The following is a 20,688-nucleotide window of genomic DNA, read 5'->3' on the forward strand; positions in this document are numbered from 1 at the left end:
CTTTGATGGATGCCAACCTGATTCACGACATTATTTTCTACGTTATGTATGCCGCGCTGGCGATCGCCGTGGTGATTCTGGTGGAACGCGGGCTCTATTTTTCATGGGCCCAGCGTCAGGCGCAGCGCTTTGAAAAGGCGCTGACGCCGGAGGTCCGCCGCGTGTCGGACCTGCCGGAATCGCTGACCAGTCGTAGCAGTCTTCCGCTGACCCTTATTCTGCCGGTGCTGGAGAAAAAGCAGACGGCGGAAGACCGGGAAGCGATGAGCGATCTGATTGATGCTCAGTATTTGCTGAGTAAACCGCAGATGTCGCGCGGGCTATGGATGCTCGAAACCGTCGTCACCGCCGCGCCGCTGCTTGGCCTGCTGGGTACGATTCTGGGGATTATGGATACCTTTAAGGCGCTCTCCGCCTCGGGCGTCTCTGATGCCAGCATGGTTTCCGCCGGGATGGGCACTGCGCTGTACGCCACCGGCCTGGGGATTGCGATAGCGCTGCTGTGCCTTGTGGGTAATAACTACCTGCAAAGCCGCATGGAACGCATTAACGAACTGCTGAAGGTGCTGCTGATCCGCGCCGGAAGTCCGGCTAGTCGTCCGGAGCAGGGCAGCAACCGCTGGGAAGGTCGTGAGGCGCAGCGCTATGCCTGATTATCGTCGATGCGGGTGGCCGGGAGGCCGCCTGATGAGCCTGGTCGCGGGTGCCTGGATACTGCTAAGTCTGCCCGCACAGGCGGCGTTTTCGATACCGGGTTATGAGCTGGTGTATAACGCACCGCAGGAAACCACGCTACAGGATAGTGATTTGCGCAATGCTGCCGAAGTCTGGCAGCAGATGTTTGATGCGGCGCACAACCATATCGATGTTGCACAGTTTTACGTGGCAAATGAAAAAGGCTCTCTGCTGGACGGCGTGCTGAATCATCTGCGGGCAGCCAGTGAACGCGGGGTGAAAATTCGTTTTCTGATGGAGGAGAAAGGCATTGGCCTGTCGACGCCGGAAACGCTGGCGGCGCTGAAAACGATCCCGAATCTGGAGCTGCGAATTATTCCGTTCCATCGGCTGACTGGGGGGATTGTCCACGCCAAGTATCTGTTGGTGGATGGTAAAGAAGCCTTTGTCGGCAGCCAGAATTTTGACTGGCGCGCGCTGGAGCAGATTCAGGAAACCGGTCTGCGCATCAGCGATGCGCAAGCGGTACGGCAGATTCAGGCTATTTTCGATCAGGACTGGCAGGCGCAGGCCCTGCTTGCAGAAAATAAACCGGTGCCGAAGCTGGCATGGCAGGCTGCGGAATCAGCCCCGCAGGGCAATTATCTGGTTGCCAGCCCGCGTGATTACAACCCGAGCGGGGTGATCGATTCGCAGGCTGAACTGCCGCGTCTGCTGGCCAATGCGAAGTCGCGGATCCGGGTGCAGGTGATGGACTACGCGCCGCTCTCATGGGGTGAGAAGGGAAACAGACCTTTCTATGCCCCCATTGATAACGCCCTGCGCAGCGCGGCGGCTCGCGGCGTGCAGGTTGAGCTGATGGTTGCCAGCTGGAATCTGAAAAAGCCGGAGGTGTTCTGGTTAAAGAGCCTATCGCTGGTGCCTAACGTTCAGCTAAAGGTAGTGACTATTCCTCCCGCCAGCCGGGGATTTATCCCGTTTGCGAGGGTGGTGCACAGTAAACTGATGACTATCGACGGTTCGACGGCGTGGGTGGGAACCAGCAACTGGAGCGGGGGCTATTTTGATAACTCACGCAACCTTGAGCTGGTGCTGAATAGCGTGCCGATGGCAGAGCGCGTGGACGCGCTTTACAGTCAGCTATGGAACAGCCGCTACGCGGAGCCGATCAAAGTTGACTTTGATTATCCGACCCCGCATCCAGGTCGCGAGCACGAATAGAAAATCGGGGCGGTTTTCTCCCTCTCCTGGCGAAGTCTCTTGATCAGATCTTCTGATCAAGAGACTTCGCCAGGTGATACCCTTCAACGAGCCCCTGAAGTCTGAATCAGCCTTCCCACATAACTGCCCAGCCTGTGCGTTTACTGTCATACCTCCGTCCCATCTTCGCCAGCGCCAGATACGCAGCCCTCAACACCAATATCGTGAGGCGGGGACCTCACGAATGGTATTGGCATGTCTGATACCGGACGCGGTCGCTTGGTTAAGCGCCAGGTGGTCGTCTTTGCTTCCCTTTCTGTGCAGAGACCTTCCGTGGTTTGTCGGCGACGTTGTACTCCCGAAAAATGACCGCGAGATGCCGATGATTAAAGATTACGAAACTCATTACCCCCAAAAGCATAACCATCCAGCATAAGAAAATTTTCACTCCACCAATCCCACTGAATAACATGATGACGGACATACCAAATCCAGGAAACCAGGAGATGGCAACAGTTGCCGCACAGACTGCGGATAGCCACCTCAGGGAAGAGATGCTCAGAAACGAGCCGAAGAAAAAGAGCGCGACCACAGGACCAAACGCTGCGACTAAGACTGCGTACCCAGGCTCTTTTGCCATAAACATCAAATCAAAAGGTAAGGCCAGCATACTGTGTCTCTGCAGATGTGATTTCCAGTAACGGCTTTTGCTGATAACCCATAATTTTTGCTATCAGTAGCGCAGGGAATTCATTAATGCCGATGTTGTAGAGCGTGACACTTTCATTAAAAAACTCGCGTCGGTCAGCAATCTGCTCTTCCAGCACAGAAATACGCTGCTGGAGTTGAATAAAACCACGATTTGCTTTTAATTGCGGATAATTTTCCGCAACAGCAAACAGACCTTTTAATGCATGGTTTAATTCATTGCTTAATCTGACTTTATCTTCAGATCTGTTACTGGCAAACCATGCAGTACGAAGCTGAGTCAGCTGTAGCAGTGTAGCTTTTTCATATTCAGTACTGGCTTTTACGACCTTTAATAATTCGGGTAATTCATCGACCCTCTGCTTGAGCAGCACATCAATGTTGGCGAAAGATTGATCAACATTGTGATGCAGCATAACCAGCCTGTTATACAGCGACACCAGCATGCTGACACATCCGATAGCGACGAAAACGATGATGAAAAATGCGAGTAAGCTATTCATTGTGAAGAGTCTGAAAGAGAAGAGAATACATCAAGGAATGGCAGCAATTGAGAATAATGTATCACCACTTGCCGGTGTTGCACGTCGACAGGGAGTCCCAGGATTAATGCAATGAACAATGCTGTTGCGACACAATAATAGCGGGCGCGACCCAGCAGCACATTGAGCTTGCCACGTCGTTTCAGGGTGTGAACGGGTGCGATACCGAAAACCCGGCGTAGCGAGTCACGCCGAATAACTATCTGATTATCTCGTCTCACAGCTTGCCCGATAAGCAGATATTCTTCTCCGGCTTCAAGACGATATTCACGCGATATTTGACGACCGCGGTGCTTCTCTTCACTTACCGGGAGCAAATAAAAATCGAGGTTCTCGGCCACAATCTGCGCTTTGCCCGTTCCATCGTCGAGGGCAAAAGCACTGCACTGCTTCTCTTCATGCACCAGTCGGTAACGAGGTTGCCCATGAGTATCATGCTCTTTTTCTGTGACCGTATGGTAAAAGCCAATGCAGTGCTTGCCGCTCATTGGGGCTCGAATCATTTTTTGGCTGACAAGTTTACCCTCCAGTTCAACGAGGCCCGAAGCCATTGAGCGAACTTTGCTGGTGGGCAGATTTTTCTGGTAACGCATAAAGCGTCGTTGTGGTGTGGGAAGCATAAATGTAAATGCTATCACGGCGACAAAAATGAGGATGCCTGAGGTGCCAGAGAAGGGAAACAGTAAAAACAATCCTGCCAGGAAGGCAATAACTAAAGTTTTTAAAAAGAATTGAAAGGAAAACTTTTGCCGCATAAGGTCAACGTTCCTGTTGAATTATGATCATCCTGATCGAAGTAGGTACATTATTATCTACACATTCGATGGATATGTCACTTACTCATGGGAAATTGTATCTGTTTATAGAAAAAACAGGCCCGATGAGCGTTAATAGCGGGCCTGCTGAGGAATATAATTTAAGAAAATGTGAAGTGATGATGTCTGATTTATTGGGATAACGTTTGTCGCAAGCTCTCCTCTGATTGCGTATTAAGCAGCGTTTCCAGCCGATTGTTCTCATCCAGCAAATTCACCAACTGCTGTATTGTACCGATATGCTGCTCGCTATTGGCGGCCGCCAGTACCACCATTAAACCCACGCTATCTCCGCCAGGAAAGGTCACTTCATCGCCGAGACTCAGCAGTGACAGCACACTCGTTTTGCTCAGTACACCTTCGTCTGGACGGGTATGGGGTAAGGCAAACTCCGGTGTTAGCACGTACCATGGCCCAGTCTTTTCCGTTGCTGCGATGATGTTTTCTGCATAACTGGTGTGAATCAGGCCTTGTTCCTCTAGCGGCGACAGGCAATACGGTCCAGTCCGTGCAACACGTCGCGAACCGGGAGGCGGCAAAAAGCCCGGCGTCCACGATGTCACTACTGCCTGATGCACGGCATCTGCGCTGATGCCGTATTTACTTTTTAGCGCCCGGCTGTTACCGGATTCGGTAGCCCCCATAAAGTGATTGATGTCCGTTGAGTCTGGTAACCACAGGAAGAGATGGGAGATATTTGAATAGCCTGATGGTACGGCGTTTAGCTGGGGGGAGTATAGAAGTCCGTTGACACAGGTAGATATCAACAGACTTTATTGGGTCCTCCCGGTGGGAGAGGGTCGGGGTGAGGGCATCAGCGTGCACATTTTCCCCTCACCCTAACCCTCTCCCCAAAGGGGCGAGGGGATCATCCTACGCGGGATGATGGTGAACGGAATCTGCCTTATGACTTCGGCTTAAAGCGCAGCAACCGGTTAGCATTACTCACGACCGTAATTGAGGAGAGCGCCATTGCCGCTCCGGCGACTACCGGGTTGAGCAGGGTTCCGGTCAGTGGCCACAGGATCCCGGCGGCAATCGGAATGCCCAGCGAGTTATAAACAAACGCCCCCAGCAGGTTCTGCTTCATATTACGCAGCGTCGCTTTTGATATTTCCAGCGCATCGGCGACGCCGTTCAGGCTATGGCGCATCAGGGTGATAGCCGCCGTTTCAATGGCCACATCGCTGCCGCCGCCCATGGCGATACCGACATCGGCCTGCGCCAACGCAGGTGCATCGTTGATACCGTCGCCAACCATCGCCACCTGATGCCCCTGACTTTGCAGACGCTTAATGGCATCGGCTTTACCGTCCGGTAGCACTCCGGCAATCACCTCATCAATGCCCGCTTCTTTGGCAATGGCGTTGGCGGTGGTCGGGTTATCCCCGGTCAACATCACCAGCCGATAGCCCTGACGATGCAATCTGGCAAGTGCCGCCACGCTATCTTCACGTAGCGGATCGCGAATGGCGAACAGTGCCGCCGCCTGACCATCGACTGCCAGCAGCACCGGCGTTGCCCCTTGCGAAGCCTGAGCGGTCATTTCGCTTTCTATTTCGGCGGTCAGCACATTGTTCTCATTGAGTAACGCCTGATTGCCGAGCAGCAGGCTATAACCTTCGACTTCACCGCTGACGCCCAGCCCGCGCAGGGTACGGAAATTATTAACCACCGGCAGCGAGTTGCCAGCAGCTTTATCGAGAATCGCCCGCGCCAGCGGATGGCTGGAACCTTGCTCCAGCGCGGCGGCCAGGCGCAGAGCGCTTGTTTCATCAATCGCGGCAAAGGTTTTTATCGCCACCACCTGCGGCTTACCTTCGGTCAAGGTGCCAGTTTTATCAAAGACCAGCGTATCCAGGGTGCTGGCTCGCTGTAGGGCATCGGCATCACGAACCAGCACGCCGTATTCCGCTGCGCGACCTACGCCGGAGATAATCGACATCGGCGTCGCCAGCCCCAGCGCACACGGACAGGCGATGATCAGTACCGTAGTGGCGATCACCAGGGTATAAACGATTTGCGGCGCCGGGCCGAAAAAGTACCAGATCGCGGCGCTGAACAGCGCAATCGCTACCACCGCAGGGACGAACACGGCGGAGATTTTGTCTGCCAGTTGGCCAATTTCCGGTTTGCTGCTTTGTGCCTGGCGCACCATACGGATGATTCGCGCCAGAGTGGTCTGGCTGCCGACGGCGCTGGCGGTAAACAGCACGCTGCCGTCCTGCACCACGGTCCCGGCGTGAATGGCGTCAGCGTTGCCTTTTTGCTGCGGTATTGGTTCACCGGTCAACATGGCTTCATCAAACCAGGCTTCGCCCTGGCTAATCACGCCGTCAACCGGGACGCGATCGCCGGTGGTCAGGCGCAGGGTCATTCCTGCCTGAACTTCCGCCAGCGGTAGATCTTTTTCGCCTTCGTCGGTGACGACCCGCGCTGACGGCGGGGTTAAATCGAGCAATTTTTCCAGCGCTTTAGAAGAACGCTGACGCGCACGCGCTTCCAGCATATGGCCGAGGTTAATCAGGCCGATAATCATTGCGCTGGCTTCATAATAGAGGTGGCGGGCTTCCATTGGGAACCACTGTGGCCACAGGTTGACGCTCATCGAGTAGAGCCAGGCGACCCCGGTACCCAGCGCCACCAGCGTATCCATGGTGGCAGTACCGTTCTTCAGGCTTTTCCATGCGCTGCGGTAGAAATGACCGCCAGCAAAGACCATCACCGCCAGGGTAATAAGGCCGATAACCAGCCACAGCGAACGGTTGTCATCGCTGACCATCATATTGTCGCCGATCATCCCCCAGCCCATCACCGGGATACCGACCAGCAGGGCGACAATGGCCTGCCAGCGGAAGCGTTTCATGGTGGCGACGGCGGTCTCCTGCTGGCGCTCGCGACGTTCGAGATCATCTTCGATGGCCTCCGCGCCGTAGCCTGCTTTCTCCACCGCCTGGACTAATTCTGCTGCGGACGCGCTGCCCATCACCAGCGCAGTGCGTTCCGCAAGGTTGACCCGCGCCTGCGAGACGCCCGGTACCGCGGCAAGCGCGTTTTGTACCCGGGAGACGCAGCTGGCGCAGCTCATGCCGTTGATTAACAGTTGTTGGCTGTCATCCTCGTCACGGGCTGCCGGAAGCTCAGAGGTGGCCGCTGTCAGCGCTTCCGACGGGATTGATGATTCTGCCAGCGGTTTAGCCTTTGGGTGGCTGAGCTCCGCGCCGTATCCGGCCTGTTTGATAGTTTCAATCAGCGATTCAGCGCTGGCGCTGCCCGTTACGTGGGCTTCGGTAACGGTAACGTCCGCCTGTTCTACATCAGGACGCTGTTCCAGACTTTCTTTCACGCGTTTAACGCAGTGGCCGCAGGAGAGGCCATCAAGCGCCAGGTCAATAGTATGAGACATGGTTTTGACTCCTTGGTTTAACAACTGTGCTTAAGCTTAAACCTTCCAGCAACTGGAAGGTCAAGCGTTAATCCTGGTGATTTTTATCGCCTGCCCCCCACGTTAAATAAGGAATAGCGGATAAAAGAGCGACCAGCGTAAAATGGCAGGCTTGCTCGCTGATAATTATCCCCAGGCCAACCCCATAACACTCAAATATGAATGTACGGTCTCAGTGTTTTTTGTTTGCAGAAAGAGCTTATTTACAGGGCGAACCGGATGCCGACCCTGATTGAGGAAAAGGGAAGGTGTTTCACGCAGTATCCCGGGAGAAGAGAAGTGCAAACTCATTACGATAATCTTAAAGTTTCTCGCACCGCGTCGGTGGAGGAGATTAAGAAAGCGTATAAACGCCTTATTTTTATTCACCATCCGGATCGCCATCCGCCTGAACTAAAAGATGAAAAAACCAAAATCATCCAGCTATTAAATGAAGCCTGGCGTACCCTTGCCGATCCGGCACTGCGCGCCCAGCACGATGCGTGGATTGCTCAGCAGGAGAATCGGGAAAACAGCGCATTCACACAACACGATCGCCAGCGTGAACGCCAGCAGGAAGAGCGCGCCTATCGTGATTTCTGGCAGAAGATGGAAGCCGAATGGGAAGAAGAGTATCAACTGCAAAAGCGTAAAGAGGAGTGGATGCACCAACGACGCAAGCAGGATCCTGATTACTCTTACCAGGCGAAAGCCAGTGAAGCCTATACCGCAGCGGAAGAGATATTTGGTAAAGGCAAAGATTTTGTTAAACAGAAAGGCGCGCCGGTGGTGAACGCCGGAAAAAGACTGATCGTGCGAATTTTTAAATTCACCCTTGGCCTGGTGGTGCTGCTTATTGTCATTGGGGTAGTTAGAGTGATTGGCCGTGAAGTCAGTAAAACGGCAGTTGAAAGCGTGGTAAATACGCCAGCACCGGTTATTAGCCAGGAAACAGCCAGTAATAATTTTATGCGCTCGCTGCTGAGTAATGAAGGTGAGGTCAGGCAAAAAGCTGGCTCTTCCTATAAAAATAAAGGCCTGAGCTTAGGGGATATTTTCATTGATGGTCATTCACTGGTCTATGAAATTCATTACTACTCTCAGAGTGCAAATATTACGCTAAACCCAGCGGCATTTGTGGCGAAAACGATTGTCGATAATAGCCCCGCGTATAATGGCCAAAATCCCTGGAGCATTATGTGCCCGCATATTGGGAATTATATGGATGCCAGTACGTTTTTTCCGGCCGATGGTGCCATGATTTATCGCTATATTAATGATTACAATAATGATGTTCGCGTATTGCCGGTTTCCTTCTCCCTGATATGCCAGCAGACTGCGCTATAGTTTTTATGATGATTGGCGCTAGAATAACGGAGTAGCACCGTTGGCTGTTCCGTCAGGAGGAAACATGAATATTAGCGATGTGGCGAAAAAAACCGGCTTAACCAGTAAAGCGATTCGTTTTTACGAAGAGAAGGGGCTGGTGACGCCGCCGCTGCGTAGCGAAAACGGCTACCGTAGCTACAGCCAGCAGCATCTGAATGAGCTGACGTTGCTACGGCAGGCCCGCCAGGTGGGATTTAATCTCGAAGAGTGCCGCGAGCTGGTATTTCTGTTCAACGATCCCTCCCGGCACAGCGCCGACGTGAAACGCCGGACGCTGGAGAAGGTGGCGGAGATTGAGCGTCATATCAACGAGCTGCAAAGTATGCGTGCGCAACTGCTGACGCTGGCGGAGTCCTGCCCCGGCGATGACAGCGCGGATTGCCCGATAATCGATAATCTCTCAGGCTGCTGTCATCGCAAGGCGCAGGCTTAGCGCCGCGCTGGGTTGAGCATAAAGACCACTGTGCCGCGGTAATAGAGGGAGTCATTCAACTGCATTTCCGCCTGCCGATCGCGACTGCCGTTTTGTACCAGCCCGAGCTTGAATGGAATACGCAGTCGGCTGAGCGCGGGGAGATAGTCCTGATAATTCGCCACCGTGTGGCGTCCTTGATAGCTTTGCACTACCAGTTCATCAACCGCAAGCGCGTTCAGTGTGGCAATATCACCGGTTTTGGCCCAGTCCAGCAGGCCTGTTACCCCCAGTGCGAACTCAGGCGGCAGCTGCTGGCGTAGCTGTTGCAAAAACTGGGCGTAGTCGGCGAGCTGATATGTGGCTGCGTCAAAATCAACCTGCAGACCAACCACCTGATTGCCAGCCGCCCGCCAACGCTGCATCAGGCGTACGATCCGTGGCACAATCGTCTGCGGTACATCAAGTGTGGTAAATCGGACGGTAAGCCAGATTGCGGGAAACGTCAGGCGGCTGACTGGCAAGCCGAGGCGCTGGAATATTACCTCACCAGCGCGCGTCAGCACCTCGCCCTGATGCAGATACACTGTCTGCGCGTTCTGCAGATCGTTGCTGGCTTTCACCCCGGACCACAGCCAGAAGGCAGAATGCTGGCGCGCATCAACGCGCTCCGCCGCCTGCGCTGGCCCGGACAGCAGCGCGATTACCAGTAATATTTGAGTTTTTGTGCCCACGGGCTTCCCGGATACTGCGTTTTCAACTGCGTGAACCAGCCCTTACGCTGCAGTTTTTCGACATCTTCGCCGCCGCATTCGTTGCTACCGGAGGGGGCGTAACAGAGAATCGCCCGATAGAGCGCATAGCTTTTATCTTCCGGCTCCGCTTTCGGCGAGGTGATAATCTGCTGGTAATAGCTTTGGCGATCGTACTGTCCCAGAGGCTGCTCGCGGTCGATGGCGGTCTCGAGCATATCGTTGCCGGATTGGTCTTTCCATAGATCAACATGCGTCTGCGTGGTGCGAAAGAACTCGCCCAGGCAGTTAAGCTCATGGGCATCGTCGGCGTTTTTACTGAGCACTGCGACGGTGTCATCCAGGCTGCGGCAGGCATAGCCGGCTTCGGTCGCCTCGCCATTCCAGTCGAAGTTGCTAAGGTTGACGTCGTTAAAGGCCTCGCCGATTACTGGCTGGGTAATTGCGGTAGCGAGCTTTTTGTCGTTCAGCCAGTCGCTGAAACGACTTTCCGTGAGATCCCGCACCAGCAGCGTATGCAGAGCGATAGTACGTTCTTCATTGTTGGGACCTTTGGCTGCCTGTTGGCGTAGCAGTTCTGGCGAGGCCTGGGTTTTAAGCACTCGGGAGCGAAAGCGTAGATTGGTCACCTGGCTATCAGCGGCAAAAATAGCTGCCGCGTTACCGCTGTAGACCAGTGTTGCCGCCAGTTTTGCCTGGGTATACTGCTGTTGCTCGGGGTTTTGGCTAAGTTGTAGCAGCTGCTGCCAAAAATCGCGCGCCGCGGGCCACTGTTTTTGTCCCATTAGCGCTTCGCCGTAGAGGACCTGTTCGCTGAAGGCGAGAATATCATTCGCCGGCAGCGTTTTCGCCGCCGTGACAGCCTGCAGGATGGCGGCATCGTTGCCCGTTGCGCTCCACAGCTGCAGCTGTAGGTCGCGCCATAGCGGCAGATTTCCGCTCTTCTCAAACACGGCTTTGCTGGCGTCAAGCTGTGCCTGGGTTAAGGTCGGCTTATTGTCAGCATTCAGGCGCAGGGCGCGGAGAAGTTCGACATAGCTGACCTGCGGTGCGTCCGGGAATGCTGCCAGAACGGGCTGCGCGTAGAACGGCATGCCAAAGACATTATCATATTCACTCACCAATCTACGCAGCTCCCCGGCGTCGGCAGCTTGCCGGAAGGCCTGCTCATAGAATCCGGCCAGCTGCGGCCACGCCTGCAGATACCAGTTAATGCGGCGCAACATGTTGCGCGCGGAGTCGGCATAAAGCCCTGCGGGCCAGCGCTGCAAATAGAGTTGTGCTTCTTTTTGCGCTTGTGCGGCATCATCACGATTGATCCGCGCGATATCAAAATCGCCGTACTGCCCAACGCTGTTCTGGCTACTCTTGTTGAGCGCCGTGCGCATCAGCATATATTGCGCGGTCTCGGTCAGCCAGGGTTGCTTACTTTCCAGCAACAGGGTGAAATCTTGGGTCGCGGCGGTGTAATTGCCGTCATAGAAGTGGGCGATGCCGGAAAGGTAATAAGCGAATAAGTCGGCGTCCGCATCTGCCGGGAAGCTATTGAGGATATCAGCGACTGCGGTGATATTGGCGCCATAAAACAGTTTCAGCCGCGCCAGCGCCAGGTCATGACGCTGCTGCGGGGTCACAGAGGGTGCGGCCAGCAGGGCGTCGTTGAACTGGCTGACGGCGGCAAGGGTGTTGCTGACAAAACGGTTTTCCAGTTCATAGTCGGATGTTCCCAGCCGTTCAGCCGAACCGGCTACCATGACCTGCGCGGGATCGATATTCAGCGCCGCCATTTGTCGGGTAAAGGTTTCGTCTTCGCTTTGTGCAGGCGGCGCGGGAGGCGGCGGCGCGCTATCCCACTCAGGATGCCAGGCGAAGTAAACATCACGGGTACGGCTGACATCAGCGGGAATGGCCTGAACGGGCAGGGCGAAAGATTTCGCTTCGCTCAGCAGGCGCAACAGATTATCGCGAGAATCGTTTTCAGGGGTGAGGATTGGGTCGCCTTTTAACAGGCATAGCTCGTCGCTCCACGAGCAATCTTCGATATCAGAAGAAGCATATGCCTGGGCGGCTGCCGCGAGCAGGGCGCAGAGCGAAAGGGTAAACGTTGTCTTCCTGACCATGACGGGTGTCCTGTGGCGTGATTATCGTGATACGACTCTTATATGTAGGGTTATGCCCTCAACGGCGATGACTTCAACCTTGCTTCCCGCCGCGAGGTCGTCATCGGCAATCACCGGCCATGAGCTATCGCCAACGCGCACGTGCCCGTGGCCGTTGACCAGCGCGGTTTCCAGCGTGAAGCGACGGCCAATCAGCTGCAGTCCACGCTGATTGAGCTGGGCGTCTGCGGGTTTCTGGCGCTTGACGCTGTTACGCAACCAACGTGACCACAGCCAGGCTGCCAGCAGGGTCAGCACGGCGAACAGTGTTCCTTGCCACTCCCAGCTAAACGGTAGCATCCAGATTAACAAGCCGGTAATGACCCCGGCGATGCCGCTCCACAGCAGATAACCGTTGCCGCCAAGCATTTCCGCCGCCAGCAGCAGCCCGCCGAGGCTGAGCCAGAAAATATGCGGATGGGCAATAATCATCTCAATCATGATTTTTTCCGGTCGCCAGCGCCTTCTTTAATCAGCTCGCTTATCCCGGCGATGGAGCCCATTAGGCTGGTGGCATCAAGCGGCATCAGCACCACTTTACTGTTGTTGGCGGCACCAATCTGCTGTAGCGCGTCGGTATATTTCTGCGCGACAAAGTAGTTGATCGCCTGAATATCGCCTTCGGCAATCGCCGTAGAAACCATCTGCGTGGCGCGGGCTTCCGCTTCGGCAGAACGTTCGCGGGCCTCAGCTTGTAAAAACGCTGACTGGCGCTCACCTTCGGCTTTAAGGATCTGTGATTGCTTTTCACCTTCCGCTTTCAGGATCTCAGCCTGACGCACCCCTTCGGCTTCAAGGATATAGGCGCGTTTGGTTCGTTCGGCCTTCATCTGGGCGTTCATTGAGGAGATCAGTTCAGCCGGTGGGCGCACGTCGCGGATCTCAACGCGGGTAATTTTAATCCCCCACGGGTTCGTCGCTTCGTCGACGATATGCAGCAGGCGGGTATTGATGCTGTCGCGCTGGGAGAGCATTTCATCGAGCTCCATAGAGCCCAGTACGGTACGAATATTGGTCATCGCCAGGTTGATGATGGCCAGCTCCAGATTACTAACCTCATAAGCGGCTTTCGGCGCGTCGATAACCTGAATAAAGCACACCGCATCGATGGTAACGTTGGCGTTATCGCGCGAAATGACCTCCTGCGAAGGGATGTCGAGGACCTGCTCCATCATGTTAATTTTGCGCCCGACGCGATCCATAAACGGCACAACAAGGTTTAAGCCTGGCTGAAGCGTTTTCGTATAGCGACCAAAGCGTTCGACGGTCCACTGAAATCCCTGAGGGACGATTTTTACACCGGCAATAACGATAACCAGTGCGACGAAAATAAGAATGGGGATAAAAACCAGCATCAAAAACCTCCTGTCTTGTTGCCTGTTGGCGCGCCGAGAGCGTGGCGCATGTTTAACCAGAGTATATCTTTCCGCGCATCCAGGTGAAAGAAAACTGGAGTAAACTAGCGTCGTTGTGGAAAAAATAGGAAAAATAATGACGGTAAGTAATGCTATTTTGCACCTGGAAGGTGTGGGGTTTCAGGCCGACGATGTGGTGATTCTCAACGAGGTTAATCTTCAGCTCAGAGCCGGGGAATTTAAACTGATTACCGGACCTTCCGGTTGTGGGAAAAGCACGCTATTAAAAATTATCGCCTCGCTGCTCAGTCCAATCTCAGGGCGGATTTTTTTTGAAGGTAAGGATATTAATACCTTATCGCCGGAAACCTACCGCCAGCAGGTTTCATACTGCGCGCAGACACCCGCGCTATTTGGTGATTCGGTGTATGACAATCTGGTCTTTCCGTGGCAAATCCGCAATAAACAGCCGGATCAGAAAGCCCTGGTGGCCGATCTGCTGCGCTTTGGGCTGGCGGAAAACACGCTGGAAAAATCAATCAATGAACTTTCCGGCGGGGAAAAGCAGCGCGTGTCATTGATTCGTAATCTGCAATTTTTACCGCAGGTGTTGTTGCTTGATGAAATTACCAGCGCGCTGGACGAGAGCAATAAAAGTAATGTGAATGACATTATCCATCGCTATGTGACGGAAAAAAATATTGCCGTGCTGTGGGTGACTCACGATCAAAATGAAATCGCTCATGCGGATGAAGTGATTACGCTCCAGCCTGCCGCAGGGAAAGTTCAGGAGGTGAAAAATGAATGGGCATAATATTACCAATGAGTCGCTGGCGTTATCCATGGTTCTGGTGCTGGTGGCGATTGTGGTCAGCTATCGGGAAAAGTTGGCGCTGGAAAAAGATATTATCTGGAGTATTTGCCGGGCGATTGTGCAACTGATTATCGTCGGCTACGTGCTGAAATATATCTTTAACGTTAATCATGCCGTACTGACGTTGCTGATGGTGCTGTTTATCTGCTTTAACGCGGCGTGGAATGCGAAAAAACGCAGCAAATATATCGATAAAGCTTTTTTGTCTTCTTTTATTGCGATAACTACCGGGGCCGGGTTAACCCTGGCGGTACTGGTCTTTTCCGGGTCGATTGCTTTTGTGCCGATGCAGGTGATTCCGATTGCCGGGATGGTCGCCGGAAACGCGATGGTGGCGGTGGGGCTGTGTTACAACAATATGGGCCAGCGTTTTAGCAGCGAGCAGCAGCAGATTCAGGAGAAATTGAGCCTGGGGGCTACGCCGAAGATGGCTTCCGCAAGGTTGATTCGCGATAGCATTCGCGCCGCGCTGATCCCGACGGTGGACTCGGCGAAAACGGTTGGATTAGTGAGTTTGCCGGGGATGATGTCAGGCTTGATTTTTGCCGGAATTGACCCGGTAAAAGCGATTAAGTATCAGATTATGGTGACGTTTATGCTGCTATCGACCGCCAGCCTGTCAACGATTATCGCCGGGTATCTGACCTACCTCAAGTTCTTCAACGCTCGCCATCAACTGGTGGTGACGCAGTTGAAAAAGCGCCCGTAAGCTTTCACCGGGTTGCGGCTCGCAGACGGCGGTGAACTCGTAGCCCGGTCAGCGCAGCGCCACCGGGAAGATGCCACGCCTGGGTATCAGACCCGGCACATTTCCCGGAGGCGATGCTGCGCATCTGTCCGGGCTACCGGCTCGCAGACGGTAGCCCGGTCAGCACCACCGGGGTCTTGACTATTAATAAAGCAGTGAATAGAGCTGACGGCGGTACTTCGCTGCCAGCGCGTCTCCGGTACCGAGTGCGGCGAGGATCTCCTGAAGCATCTTACGAACCTCACCGTTTCCTGCGTCCAAATCTTTTTGCAGATGGCTGAACAACAGCGCCAGAGCTTCTTCGTTGCGCCCAACCTGATGTAGCTGCAATGCTAACTGGGAAGCCAGCGCCGCGTCTTCCGGGTTTTGTTCAACCTGCTGCTGCAACTGCTGAATTTCCGGCGTATCGGCGGCTTTTTTCAGCAGCTCAATCTGCGCCACCAGTCCCTGATAACGGGTATCCTGATCCTGCAACGGCACGGTTTTTAACACGGCTTCCGCTTCATCGGAACGGTGCAGCGCGATCAGCGTTTCCGCCAGCAGCAGGCCAATTTGGCTCTCCTGATTCGACAATTGCCAGGCATCTTTCAGTAGCGGCAACGCCTCGGCGTAGTTCTCTTCCTGCATCAGTGCCATGGCCTGCTGCGCCTTCAGCTCCTCTTCGCGCGGCAGGAATTTATCCAGCAGCGCACGAACCGCTTCTTCCGGCTGCGGGCCTTCGAATCCGTCGACCGGCTGACCGTTCTGGAACAGGTATACCGTAGGAATCGCGCGCAGGCCAAACTGTGAAGCCAGCATTTGCTCGGCGTCGCAATCAACTTTTGCCAGAGTAAACAGACCGTTGTACTGCGTGGCCAGGCTTTCCAGCACCGGCGTCAGCTGTTCGCAGTGTTGGCTGCGAGCGGACCAGAAATAGAACAGCACTGGCGTAGTCGCGGATTGCTGCAGCGTTTGGTGTAGGTTGGCTTCGGTAATATTGATAATATTTTGTGCGGACATGAGCGAATCTCTTTAGTCGATACTTATCTGGATATATGGGGGCAGCGCCAGGTGCTTCAACTCAGCCCTGGATAATTTTGTCCATCGCGCGGGTTGGCAGCAGGCGTTTAAGCAGGGCCACCGCGTGCGTCACCAGGGTCACCGGGTAGCGCAGTTTCGGTTTATCGCTGACAAATGCATGGCGTACCTTTTCCACTACCGCTTCCGGCCCAAGGGTAAAACGAGCGGCAATACCCGGGTTTTCCACCGGTTTATCGGCCTGAGTCTGGTTAACGTTGGTGGTAAATTGGGTGCGGATAGGGCCAGGCTCAATCAGGCTGACCTTAACCCCGCTATGGCGCAGTTCCATACGCAGGGCGTCGGACCAGGCTTCCAGCGCATATTTACTGGCGGCATAGGCGCCGCGACCCGGGCTGGAGATAATCCCCATTACCGATGACGTCATGACAATACGCCCTTCGCCGTGCGGCTCCATCGCCGGAAGCAGCAGCATCGTTAACTGATGCGCGCCGAAAAAATTGGCGGAAAACTGCTGCTCCATCTGCTGACGGCTGATGGTTGGCAGCGGGCCGTAGACGCCGTATCCCGCGTTATTAAACAAGCCATACAGGCGATTGTCTGTCAGGGCGATAACCTCTGCGGCGGCGCGCTCCACGCTCTGCGGATCGTCAAGATCCAGCAAAATACCGGTCAGTCCCAGCTCCTGCATCCGCGCGACATCGTCCGTTTTGCGGCAGGCGGCCAGCACGTTAAAGCCCTGGCGCTTTAAATCCAGCGCGCTTTCAAGGCCAATTCCGCTGGAACATCCTGTAACTAAAACCGATTTTTGCATAACTTTACCTGCAAACGACTCCCGGCTGTCAGGAGTCATGATTAACTAAGGGAGCCAAACGCGTGGCCATCCAGTCGGCGATAAACGGCTGGGCATCGCGATTAGGGTGAATTCCATCGTCCTGCATCCACTGCGGTTTCAGATAAACCTCTTCCATAAAAAAGGGCAGCAGAGGAATATCGAACTCTTTGGCCAGTGCCGGATAGATTGCGCTAAAGGCTTCATTATAACGGCGACCATAGTTAGCGGGCAGGCGAATTTGCATCAGTAACGGCTCGGCGTTCGCCGCTTTGATATCCTGAATAATGGTACGCAGGGTCTGCTCTGTCTGCTGCGGCGGGAAACCGCGCAGACCGTCGTTGCCGCCCAGCTCAACCAGCACCCAGCGCGGCTGATGCTGTTTGAGCAACGTCGGAAGCCTTGCCAGCCCCTGCTGCGAGGTATCGCCGCTGATGCTGGCGTTAACCACTGGCGTTTTGGTCTGCCACTTATCGTTAAGCAGCGCAGGCCAGGCGGTATTGCCCGCCATTCGATAACCGGCGCTCAGACTGTCGCCGAGAACCAACAGCGTGTCGGCCGCCATCGCGCGGCAGGTAAACAGGACCAGAAACAGGAAAGGCAAATGCCAGCGGAAAACATACTTGAAGTTCATCATCTTAAGAAATCCGTCGGTCAGGGTGAGCATCAGCTTTCCATCCTTACCGGAGTTGAGCTGGTTGTCAAACAGGGGCAGACCATTGCCCTGATTGGCGAGTCGGGTTCCGGTAAATCGACGCTGCTGGCGATCCTCGCCGGGCTGGACGACGGCAGCAGCGGTGAAGTCTCGCTGCTCGGACAACCGCTACATCAGATGGACGAAGAGGCGCGAGCGAAGCTGCGCGCTAAGCACGTCGGCTTTGTTTTTCAATCTTTTATGCTGATACCCACCCTCAACGCCCTCGAAAACGTCGAGCTTCCGGCGTTGCTGCGCGGTGAAAGCGACAGCCAGAGCCGCGGTAGCGCCCGCGCGTTGCTGGAACAGCTGGGGCTGGGAAAACGTCTGCATCATCTACCGGTACAGCTTTCCGGAGGCGAACAGCAGCGTGTCGCGCTGGCCCGTGCGTTTAATGGTCGTCCGGAACTGCTGTTCGCCGATGAACCCACCGGCAATCTTGACCGACACACCGGAGATAAAATCGCCGACCTGCTGTTTTCACTGAATCGCGAGCACGGTACCACGCTGATTTTAGTCACCCATGACCCGCTGCTGGCGGCGCGCTGCGACCGGCGGCTGCGCCTGGTGGATGGTCTGTTGCAGGAGGAAGCATGATTGCCCGCTGGTTCTGGCGAGAATGGCGCTCGCCGTCGCTGCTGATTGTCTGGCTGGCGCTGAGCCTGGCGGTGGCCTGCGTGCTGGCGCTGGGTTCGATAAGCGACCGCATGGAGAAAGGGCTTAGCCAACAGAGCCGCGAATTTATGGCCGGAGACCGCACGCTGCGTAGCTCGCGCGAGGTCCCAGCCGCATGGATTGACGAAGCGCGTCGGCTCGGTTTAACCGTTGGCGAGCAGCTGAACTTCGCCACTATGACCTTTTCCGGCGATACGCCGCAGCTGGCGGAGGTGAAAGCGGTTGACGACACCTATCCGCTATATGGTCAGCTGCAAACCCAGCCGCCGGGTCTGAAGCCGCAGGCCGGAAGCGTGCTGCTGGCACCGCGATTGATGGCGCTGTTGAATCTGAAAACCGGCGAAACCATTGACGTGGGGGACGCCACGCTGCGCATTGCCGGGGAGGTCATTCAGGAGCCTGATGCCGGGTTTAACCCCTTCCAGATGGCGCCACGGCTGATGATGAATACCGCTGATGTGGCGAAAACCGGCGCGGTGCAGCCCGGTAGTCGCGTCTCGTGGCGCTATAAATATGCCGGAACTCCGCAGCAACTGGCGGACTATGAAAAGTGGCTGCTGCCAAAGCTGGGGCCGGAACATCGCTGGATCGGCCTTGAGCAGGATGATAGCGCATTAGGTAAATCGCTGGAGCGCTCGCAGCAGTTTTTGCTGCTCTCGGCGCTGTTAACGCTGCTGTTGGCGGTTGCCGCGGTGGCGGTGGCGATGAGCCATTACTGCCGCAGCCGTTACGATCTGGTGGCGATCCTCAAAACCCTCGGTGCCGGGCGGACACAGCTGCGCAAGCTGATTGTCGGGCAATGGCTGATGCTGCTGGCGCTGGCGGTGATTGCCGGTGGGGCGATGGGCGTCGGACTGGAAAATATCCTGCTGGTGATGCTTAAGCCGGTGCTCCCGGCGGCGCTTCCGGCAGCAAGCGCCTGGCCGTGGCTGTGGGCGATTGGCGCGATGGTGGTGATTTCCCTGCTGGTCGGGCTGCGTCCTTATCGGCTGCTGCTGGCGACGCTGCCGTTGCGGGTGCTGCGTCAGGATGTGGTGGCTAACGTCTGGCCGCTGAAGTTCTATATCCCGCTGGTCTGCGTAATTGTTGTCGGGCTGCTGGCGTTGCTGATGGGCGGCAGTCCACTGCTGTGGGCGGTACTGGCGGGGGCGGTGGTGCTGGCGCTGCTGTGTGGCCTGGCGGGGTGGGGCGTCCTGTGGTTACTGAAGCGCGTGACGCTGAAAGCGCTGCCGCTGCGTCTGGCTGTCAACCGCCTGCTGCGTCAGCCGTGGTCGACGCTAAGCCAGCTGGCGGCCTTCTCGCTGTCGTTTATGCTGCTGGCCTTGCTGCTGGTGTTGCGCGGCGATCTGCTTGACCGCTGGCAGCAACAGCTGCCGCCGGAAAGCCCTAATTACTTCTTAATCAACATCGCGCCGGAGCAGGTGGTGCCGGTGAAAACGTTCCTCGCCGAGCATCAGACTCGCGCGACCGAGTTCTACCCGATTGTGCGTGCCCGCCTGACGAAAATTAACGGTCAGGAAGCTGCAGGTAATAAAGATGAAGCATTGAATCGCGAGCTGAACCTCACCTGGAGCAGCGAGAGACCGGATCATAATCCGCTGGTAGCTGGAAGCTGGCCGCCGAAAGCGGGCGAGGTCTCGATTGAAGAGGGGCTGGCGCAGCGGCTGAGCATTAAGCTCGGCGATAGCGTGGCCTTTACCGGCGATACTCAGGATTTTAGCGCCAAAGTGACCAGCGTGCGCAAAGTCGACTGGGAGAGTCTGCGGCCGAACTTCTTCTTTATCTTCCCGCAGGGGGCGCTCGATGGACAGCCACAAAGCTGGCTGACCAGCTTCCGCTGGGATAACGGCAACGGGATGCTGACGCAGCTCAACCGCGAGTTCCCGACCGTCAGCCTGCTGGATATTGGGGCGATTTTGCAGCAGATTGGTCAGGTGCTGACTCAGGTAAGCCGCGCGCTGGAGGTGATGGTGATTCTGGTGACGGCCTGCGGTGTCTTGTTGCTGCTGGCTCAGGTGCAGGTGGGAATGCGTCAGCGCTATCAGGAGCTGGTGGTCTGGCGCACGCTGGGGGCAGGGAAGTCTCTGCTGCGCACCACGCTGTGGGCTGAATTTGCCCTGCTGGGCGTGGTTTCCGGCGTGGTGGCGGCGATTGGCGCAGAGGTGGCGCTGGCGCTGCTGCAAACCAAAATCTTTGATTTCCCGTGGTCTCCGGACTGGCGGCTGTGGGTAATGCTGCCGCTCTGCGGGGCGATACTGCTGTCGCTGTGCGGCGGCTGGCTGGGGTTGCGTTTGCTAAAAGGCAAAGCGCTGTTCCGCCAGTTTAGTCAGGGATAGGGCGCGCGCTCGATCGAAACGTAACCTGATGATATTGAGGAAACTGTAGGCCGGGTCAGGCGGTTTGCCGCCGCCCGGCAA

The 20,688-nt window shown here is 55.6% G+C and carries 20 protein-coding genes and 1 pseudogene; 8 read left to right on the forward strand and 13 right to left on the reverse strand.

Features of this window, described 5'->3' with window-relative positions:
- Positions 1-5: 5 nt before the first annotated feature.
- Together HV127_RS14425 and HV127_RS14430 are read left to right on the forward strand one after the other, a co-directional pair.
- Positions 6-653: a MotA/TolQ/ExbB proton channel family protein gene (locus tag HV127_RS14425; RefSeq protein WP_182240654.1), complete on the forward strand. Its 648-nt coding sequence runs from the start codon at positions 6-8 to the stop codon at positions 651-653.
- The gene (locus HV127_RS14430; RefSeq protein ID WP_182236845.1) at positions 646-1,896 is read left to right on the forward strand and encodes a phospholipase D-like domain-containing protein; all 1,251 of its coding nucleotides are present in this window, start codon (positions 646-648) and stop codon (positions 1,894-1,896) included. The genes HV127_RS14425 and HV127_RS14430 overlap by 8 nt, the downstream gene beginning before the upstream one ends.
- A gap of 43 nt (positions 1,897-1,939) precedes the next feature.
- Here the strand turns inward: HV127_RS14430 and HV127_RS31710 are convergent.
- The 6 genes and pseudogenes from HV127_RS31710 to copA all read right to left on the reverse strand — a co-directional run.
- Positions 1,940-2,089, reverse strand: a pseudogene (locus tag HV127_RS31710) (IS4 family transposase); the annotation flags it as partial.
- Between the two features lie 69 nt (positions 2,090-2,158).
- Complete coding sequence (locus HV127_RS14435; protein WP_182240891.1) at positions 2,159-2,545, reverse strand: hypothetical protein; 387 nt, start codon at positions 2,543-2,545, stop codon at positions 2,159-2,161.
- Positions 2,526-3,086 carry a LemA family protein gene (locus HV127_RS14440; protein WP_182236847.1) on the reverse strand — a complete coding sequence of 187 codons (561 nt, stop codon included), beginning with the start codon at positions 3,084-3,086 and terminating at the stop codon, positions 2,526-2,528. The genes HV127_RS14435 and HV127_RS14440 overlap by 20 nt, the downstream gene beginning before the upstream one ends.
- A complete protein-coding gene (locus HV127_RS14445) occupies positions 3,083-3,880 on the reverse strand; it encodes a hypothetical protein (protein ID WP_182236849.1) in 798 nt (265 codons plus the stop codon). Before HV127_RS14445 ends, HV127_RS14440 begins: the two co-directional genes overlap by 4 nt.
- Positions 3,881-4,071: 191 nt before the next feature.
- A complete protein-coding gene (locus HV127_RS14450) occupies positions 4,072-4,584 on the reverse strand; it encodes a PTS sugar transporter subunit IIA (RefSeq protein WP_182236851.1) in 513 nt (170 codons plus the stop codon).
- 260 nt (positions 4,585-4,844) lie between these two features.
- Complete coding sequence (gene copA, locus HV127_RS14455; RefSeq protein ID WP_182236853.1) at positions 4,845-7,346, reverse strand: copper-exporting P-type ATPase CopA; 2,502 nt, start codon at positions 7,344-7,346, stop codon at positions 4,845-4,847.
- A gap of 318 nt (positions 7,347-7,664) precedes the next feature.
- Between copA and HV127_RS14460 the strand changes: the two genes are divergently transcribed.
- Together HV127_RS14460 and cueR are read left to right on the forward strand one after the other, a co-directional pair.
- Positions 7,665-8,711 carry a J domain-containing protein gene (locus HV127_RS14460; protein ID WP_182236855.1) on the forward strand — a complete coding sequence of 349 codons (1,047 nt, stop codon included), beginning with the start codon at positions 7,665-7,667 and terminating at the stop codon, positions 8,709-8,711.
- A gap of 64 nt (positions 8,712-8,775) precedes the next feature.
- Positions 8,776-9,186, forward strand: a complete 411-nt coding sequence (gene cueR / locus HV127_RS14465; protein ID WP_182236857.1) for a Cu(I)-responsive transcriptional regulator — start codon at positions 8,776-8,778, stop codon at positions 9,184-9,186.
- On the opposite strand, the gene HV127_RS14470 is transcribed toward cueR, so the two are convergent.
- Genes HV127_RS14470 through HV127_RS14485 form a run of 4 tightly spaced genes read right to left on the reverse strand, consistent with a single transcriptional unit; the run spans position 9,183 to position 13,431 of the window.
- Positions 9,183-9,899 carry a DUF3142 domain-containing protein gene (locus HV127_RS14470; protein WP_182236859.1) on the reverse strand — a complete coding sequence of 239 codons (717 nt, stop codon included), beginning with the start codon at positions 9,897-9,899 and terminating at the stop codon, positions 9,183-9,185. The genes cueR and HV127_RS14470 overlap by 4 nt on opposite strands.
- Positions 9,869-12,037, reverse strand: coding sequence for a hypothetical protein (locus HV127_RS14475; protein ID WP_182236861.1), 2,169 nt, complete (start codon positions 12,035-12,037; stop codon positions 9,869-9,871). The genes HV127_RS14470 and HV127_RS14475 overlap by 31 nt, the downstream gene beginning before the upstream one ends.
- Before the next feature lie 21 nt (positions 12,038-12,058).
- Positions 12,059-12,517 (reverse strand): NfeD family protein, encoded by a 459-nt coding sequence (locus HV127_RS14480; protein ID WP_182236863.1) that lies wholly within the window; start codon positions 12,515-12,517, stop codon positions 12,059-12,061.
- Positions 12,514-13,431: an SPFH domain-containing protein gene (locus tag HV127_RS14485; protein WP_182236865.1), complete on the reverse strand. Its 918-nt coding sequence runs from the start codon at positions 13,429-13,431 to the stop codon at positions 12,514-12,516. Before HV127_RS14485 ends, HV127_RS14480 begins: the two co-directional genes overlap by 4 nt.
- Positions 13,432-13,567: 136 nt before the next feature.
- On the opposite strand from HV127_RS14485, the gene fetA reads away from it, so the two are divergent.
- A complete protein-coding gene (gene fetA, locus HV127_RS14490; protein WP_182236867.1) occupies positions 13,568-14,245 on the forward strand; it encodes an iron ABC transporter ATP-binding protein FetA in 678 nt (225 codons plus the stop codon).
- Entirely contained in the window at positions 14,232-15,014 is a 783-nt protein-coding gene (fetB, locus tag HV127_RS14495; RefSeq protein WP_110273666.1) for an iron export ABC transporter permease subunit FetB, read from the forward strand. The genes fetA and fetB overlap by 14 nt, the downstream gene beginning before the upstream one ends.
- 183 nt (positions 15,015-15,197) lie before the next feature.
- On the opposite strand, the gene HV127_RS14500 is transcribed toward fetB, so the two are convergent.
- The 3 genes from HV127_RS14500 to tesA all read right to left on the reverse strand — a co-directional run bounded on the left by HV127_RS14500 (position 15,198) and on the right by tesA (position 17,539).
- Entirely contained in the window at positions 15,198-16,052 is an 855-nt protein-coding gene (locus tag HV127_RS14500) for a co-chaperone YbbN (RefSeq protein WP_182236869.1), read from the reverse strand.
- Positions 16,053-16,113: 61 nt separating this feature from the next.
- The gene (locus HV127_RS14505; protein ID WP_182236871.1) at positions 16,114-16,923 is read right to left on the reverse strand and encodes an SDR family oxidoreductase; all 810 of its coding nucleotides are present in this window, start codon (positions 16,921-16,923) and stop codon (positions 16,114-16,116) included.
- The gene (tesA, locus tag HV127_RS14510; protein WP_139541395.1) at positions 16,913-17,539 is read right to left on the reverse strand and encodes a multifunctional acyl-CoA thioesterase I/protease I/lysophospholipase L1; all 627 of its coding nucleotides are present in this window, start codon (positions 17,537-17,539) and stop codon (positions 16,913-16,915) included. The genes HV127_RS14505 and tesA overlap by 11 nt, the downstream gene beginning before the upstream one ends.
- On the opposite strand from tesA, the gene ybbA reads away from it, so the two are divergent.
- Together ybbA and ybbP are read left to right on the forward strand one after the other, a co-directional pair.
- On the forward strand, positions 17,507-18,193 hold the full coding sequence (ybbA, locus tag HV127_RS14515) for a putative ABC transporter ATP-binding protein YbbA (RefSeq protein ID WP_181483255.1): 687 nt from the start codon (positions 17,507-17,509) through the stop codon (positions 18,191-18,193). The two genes, tesA and ybbA, sit on opposite strands and share 33 nt — an antisense overlap.
- Positions 18,190-20,607 (forward strand): putative ABC transporter permease subunit YbbP, encoded by a 2,418-nt coding sequence (gene ybbP, locus HV127_RS14520; RefSeq protein WP_182236874.1) that lies wholly within the window; start codon positions 18,190-18,192, stop codon positions 20,605-20,607. The genes ybbA and ybbP overlap by 4 nt, the downstream gene beginning before the upstream one ends.
- The last annotated feature ends 81 nt before the right edge of the window (positions 20,608-20,688 follow it).

Origin of the sequence: Klebsiella sp. RHBSTW-00215, from assembly GCF_014103785.1 — a bacterium.
Lineage (GTDB): Bacteria > Pseudomonadota > Gammaproteobacteria > Enterobacterales > Enterobacteriaceae > Klebsiella.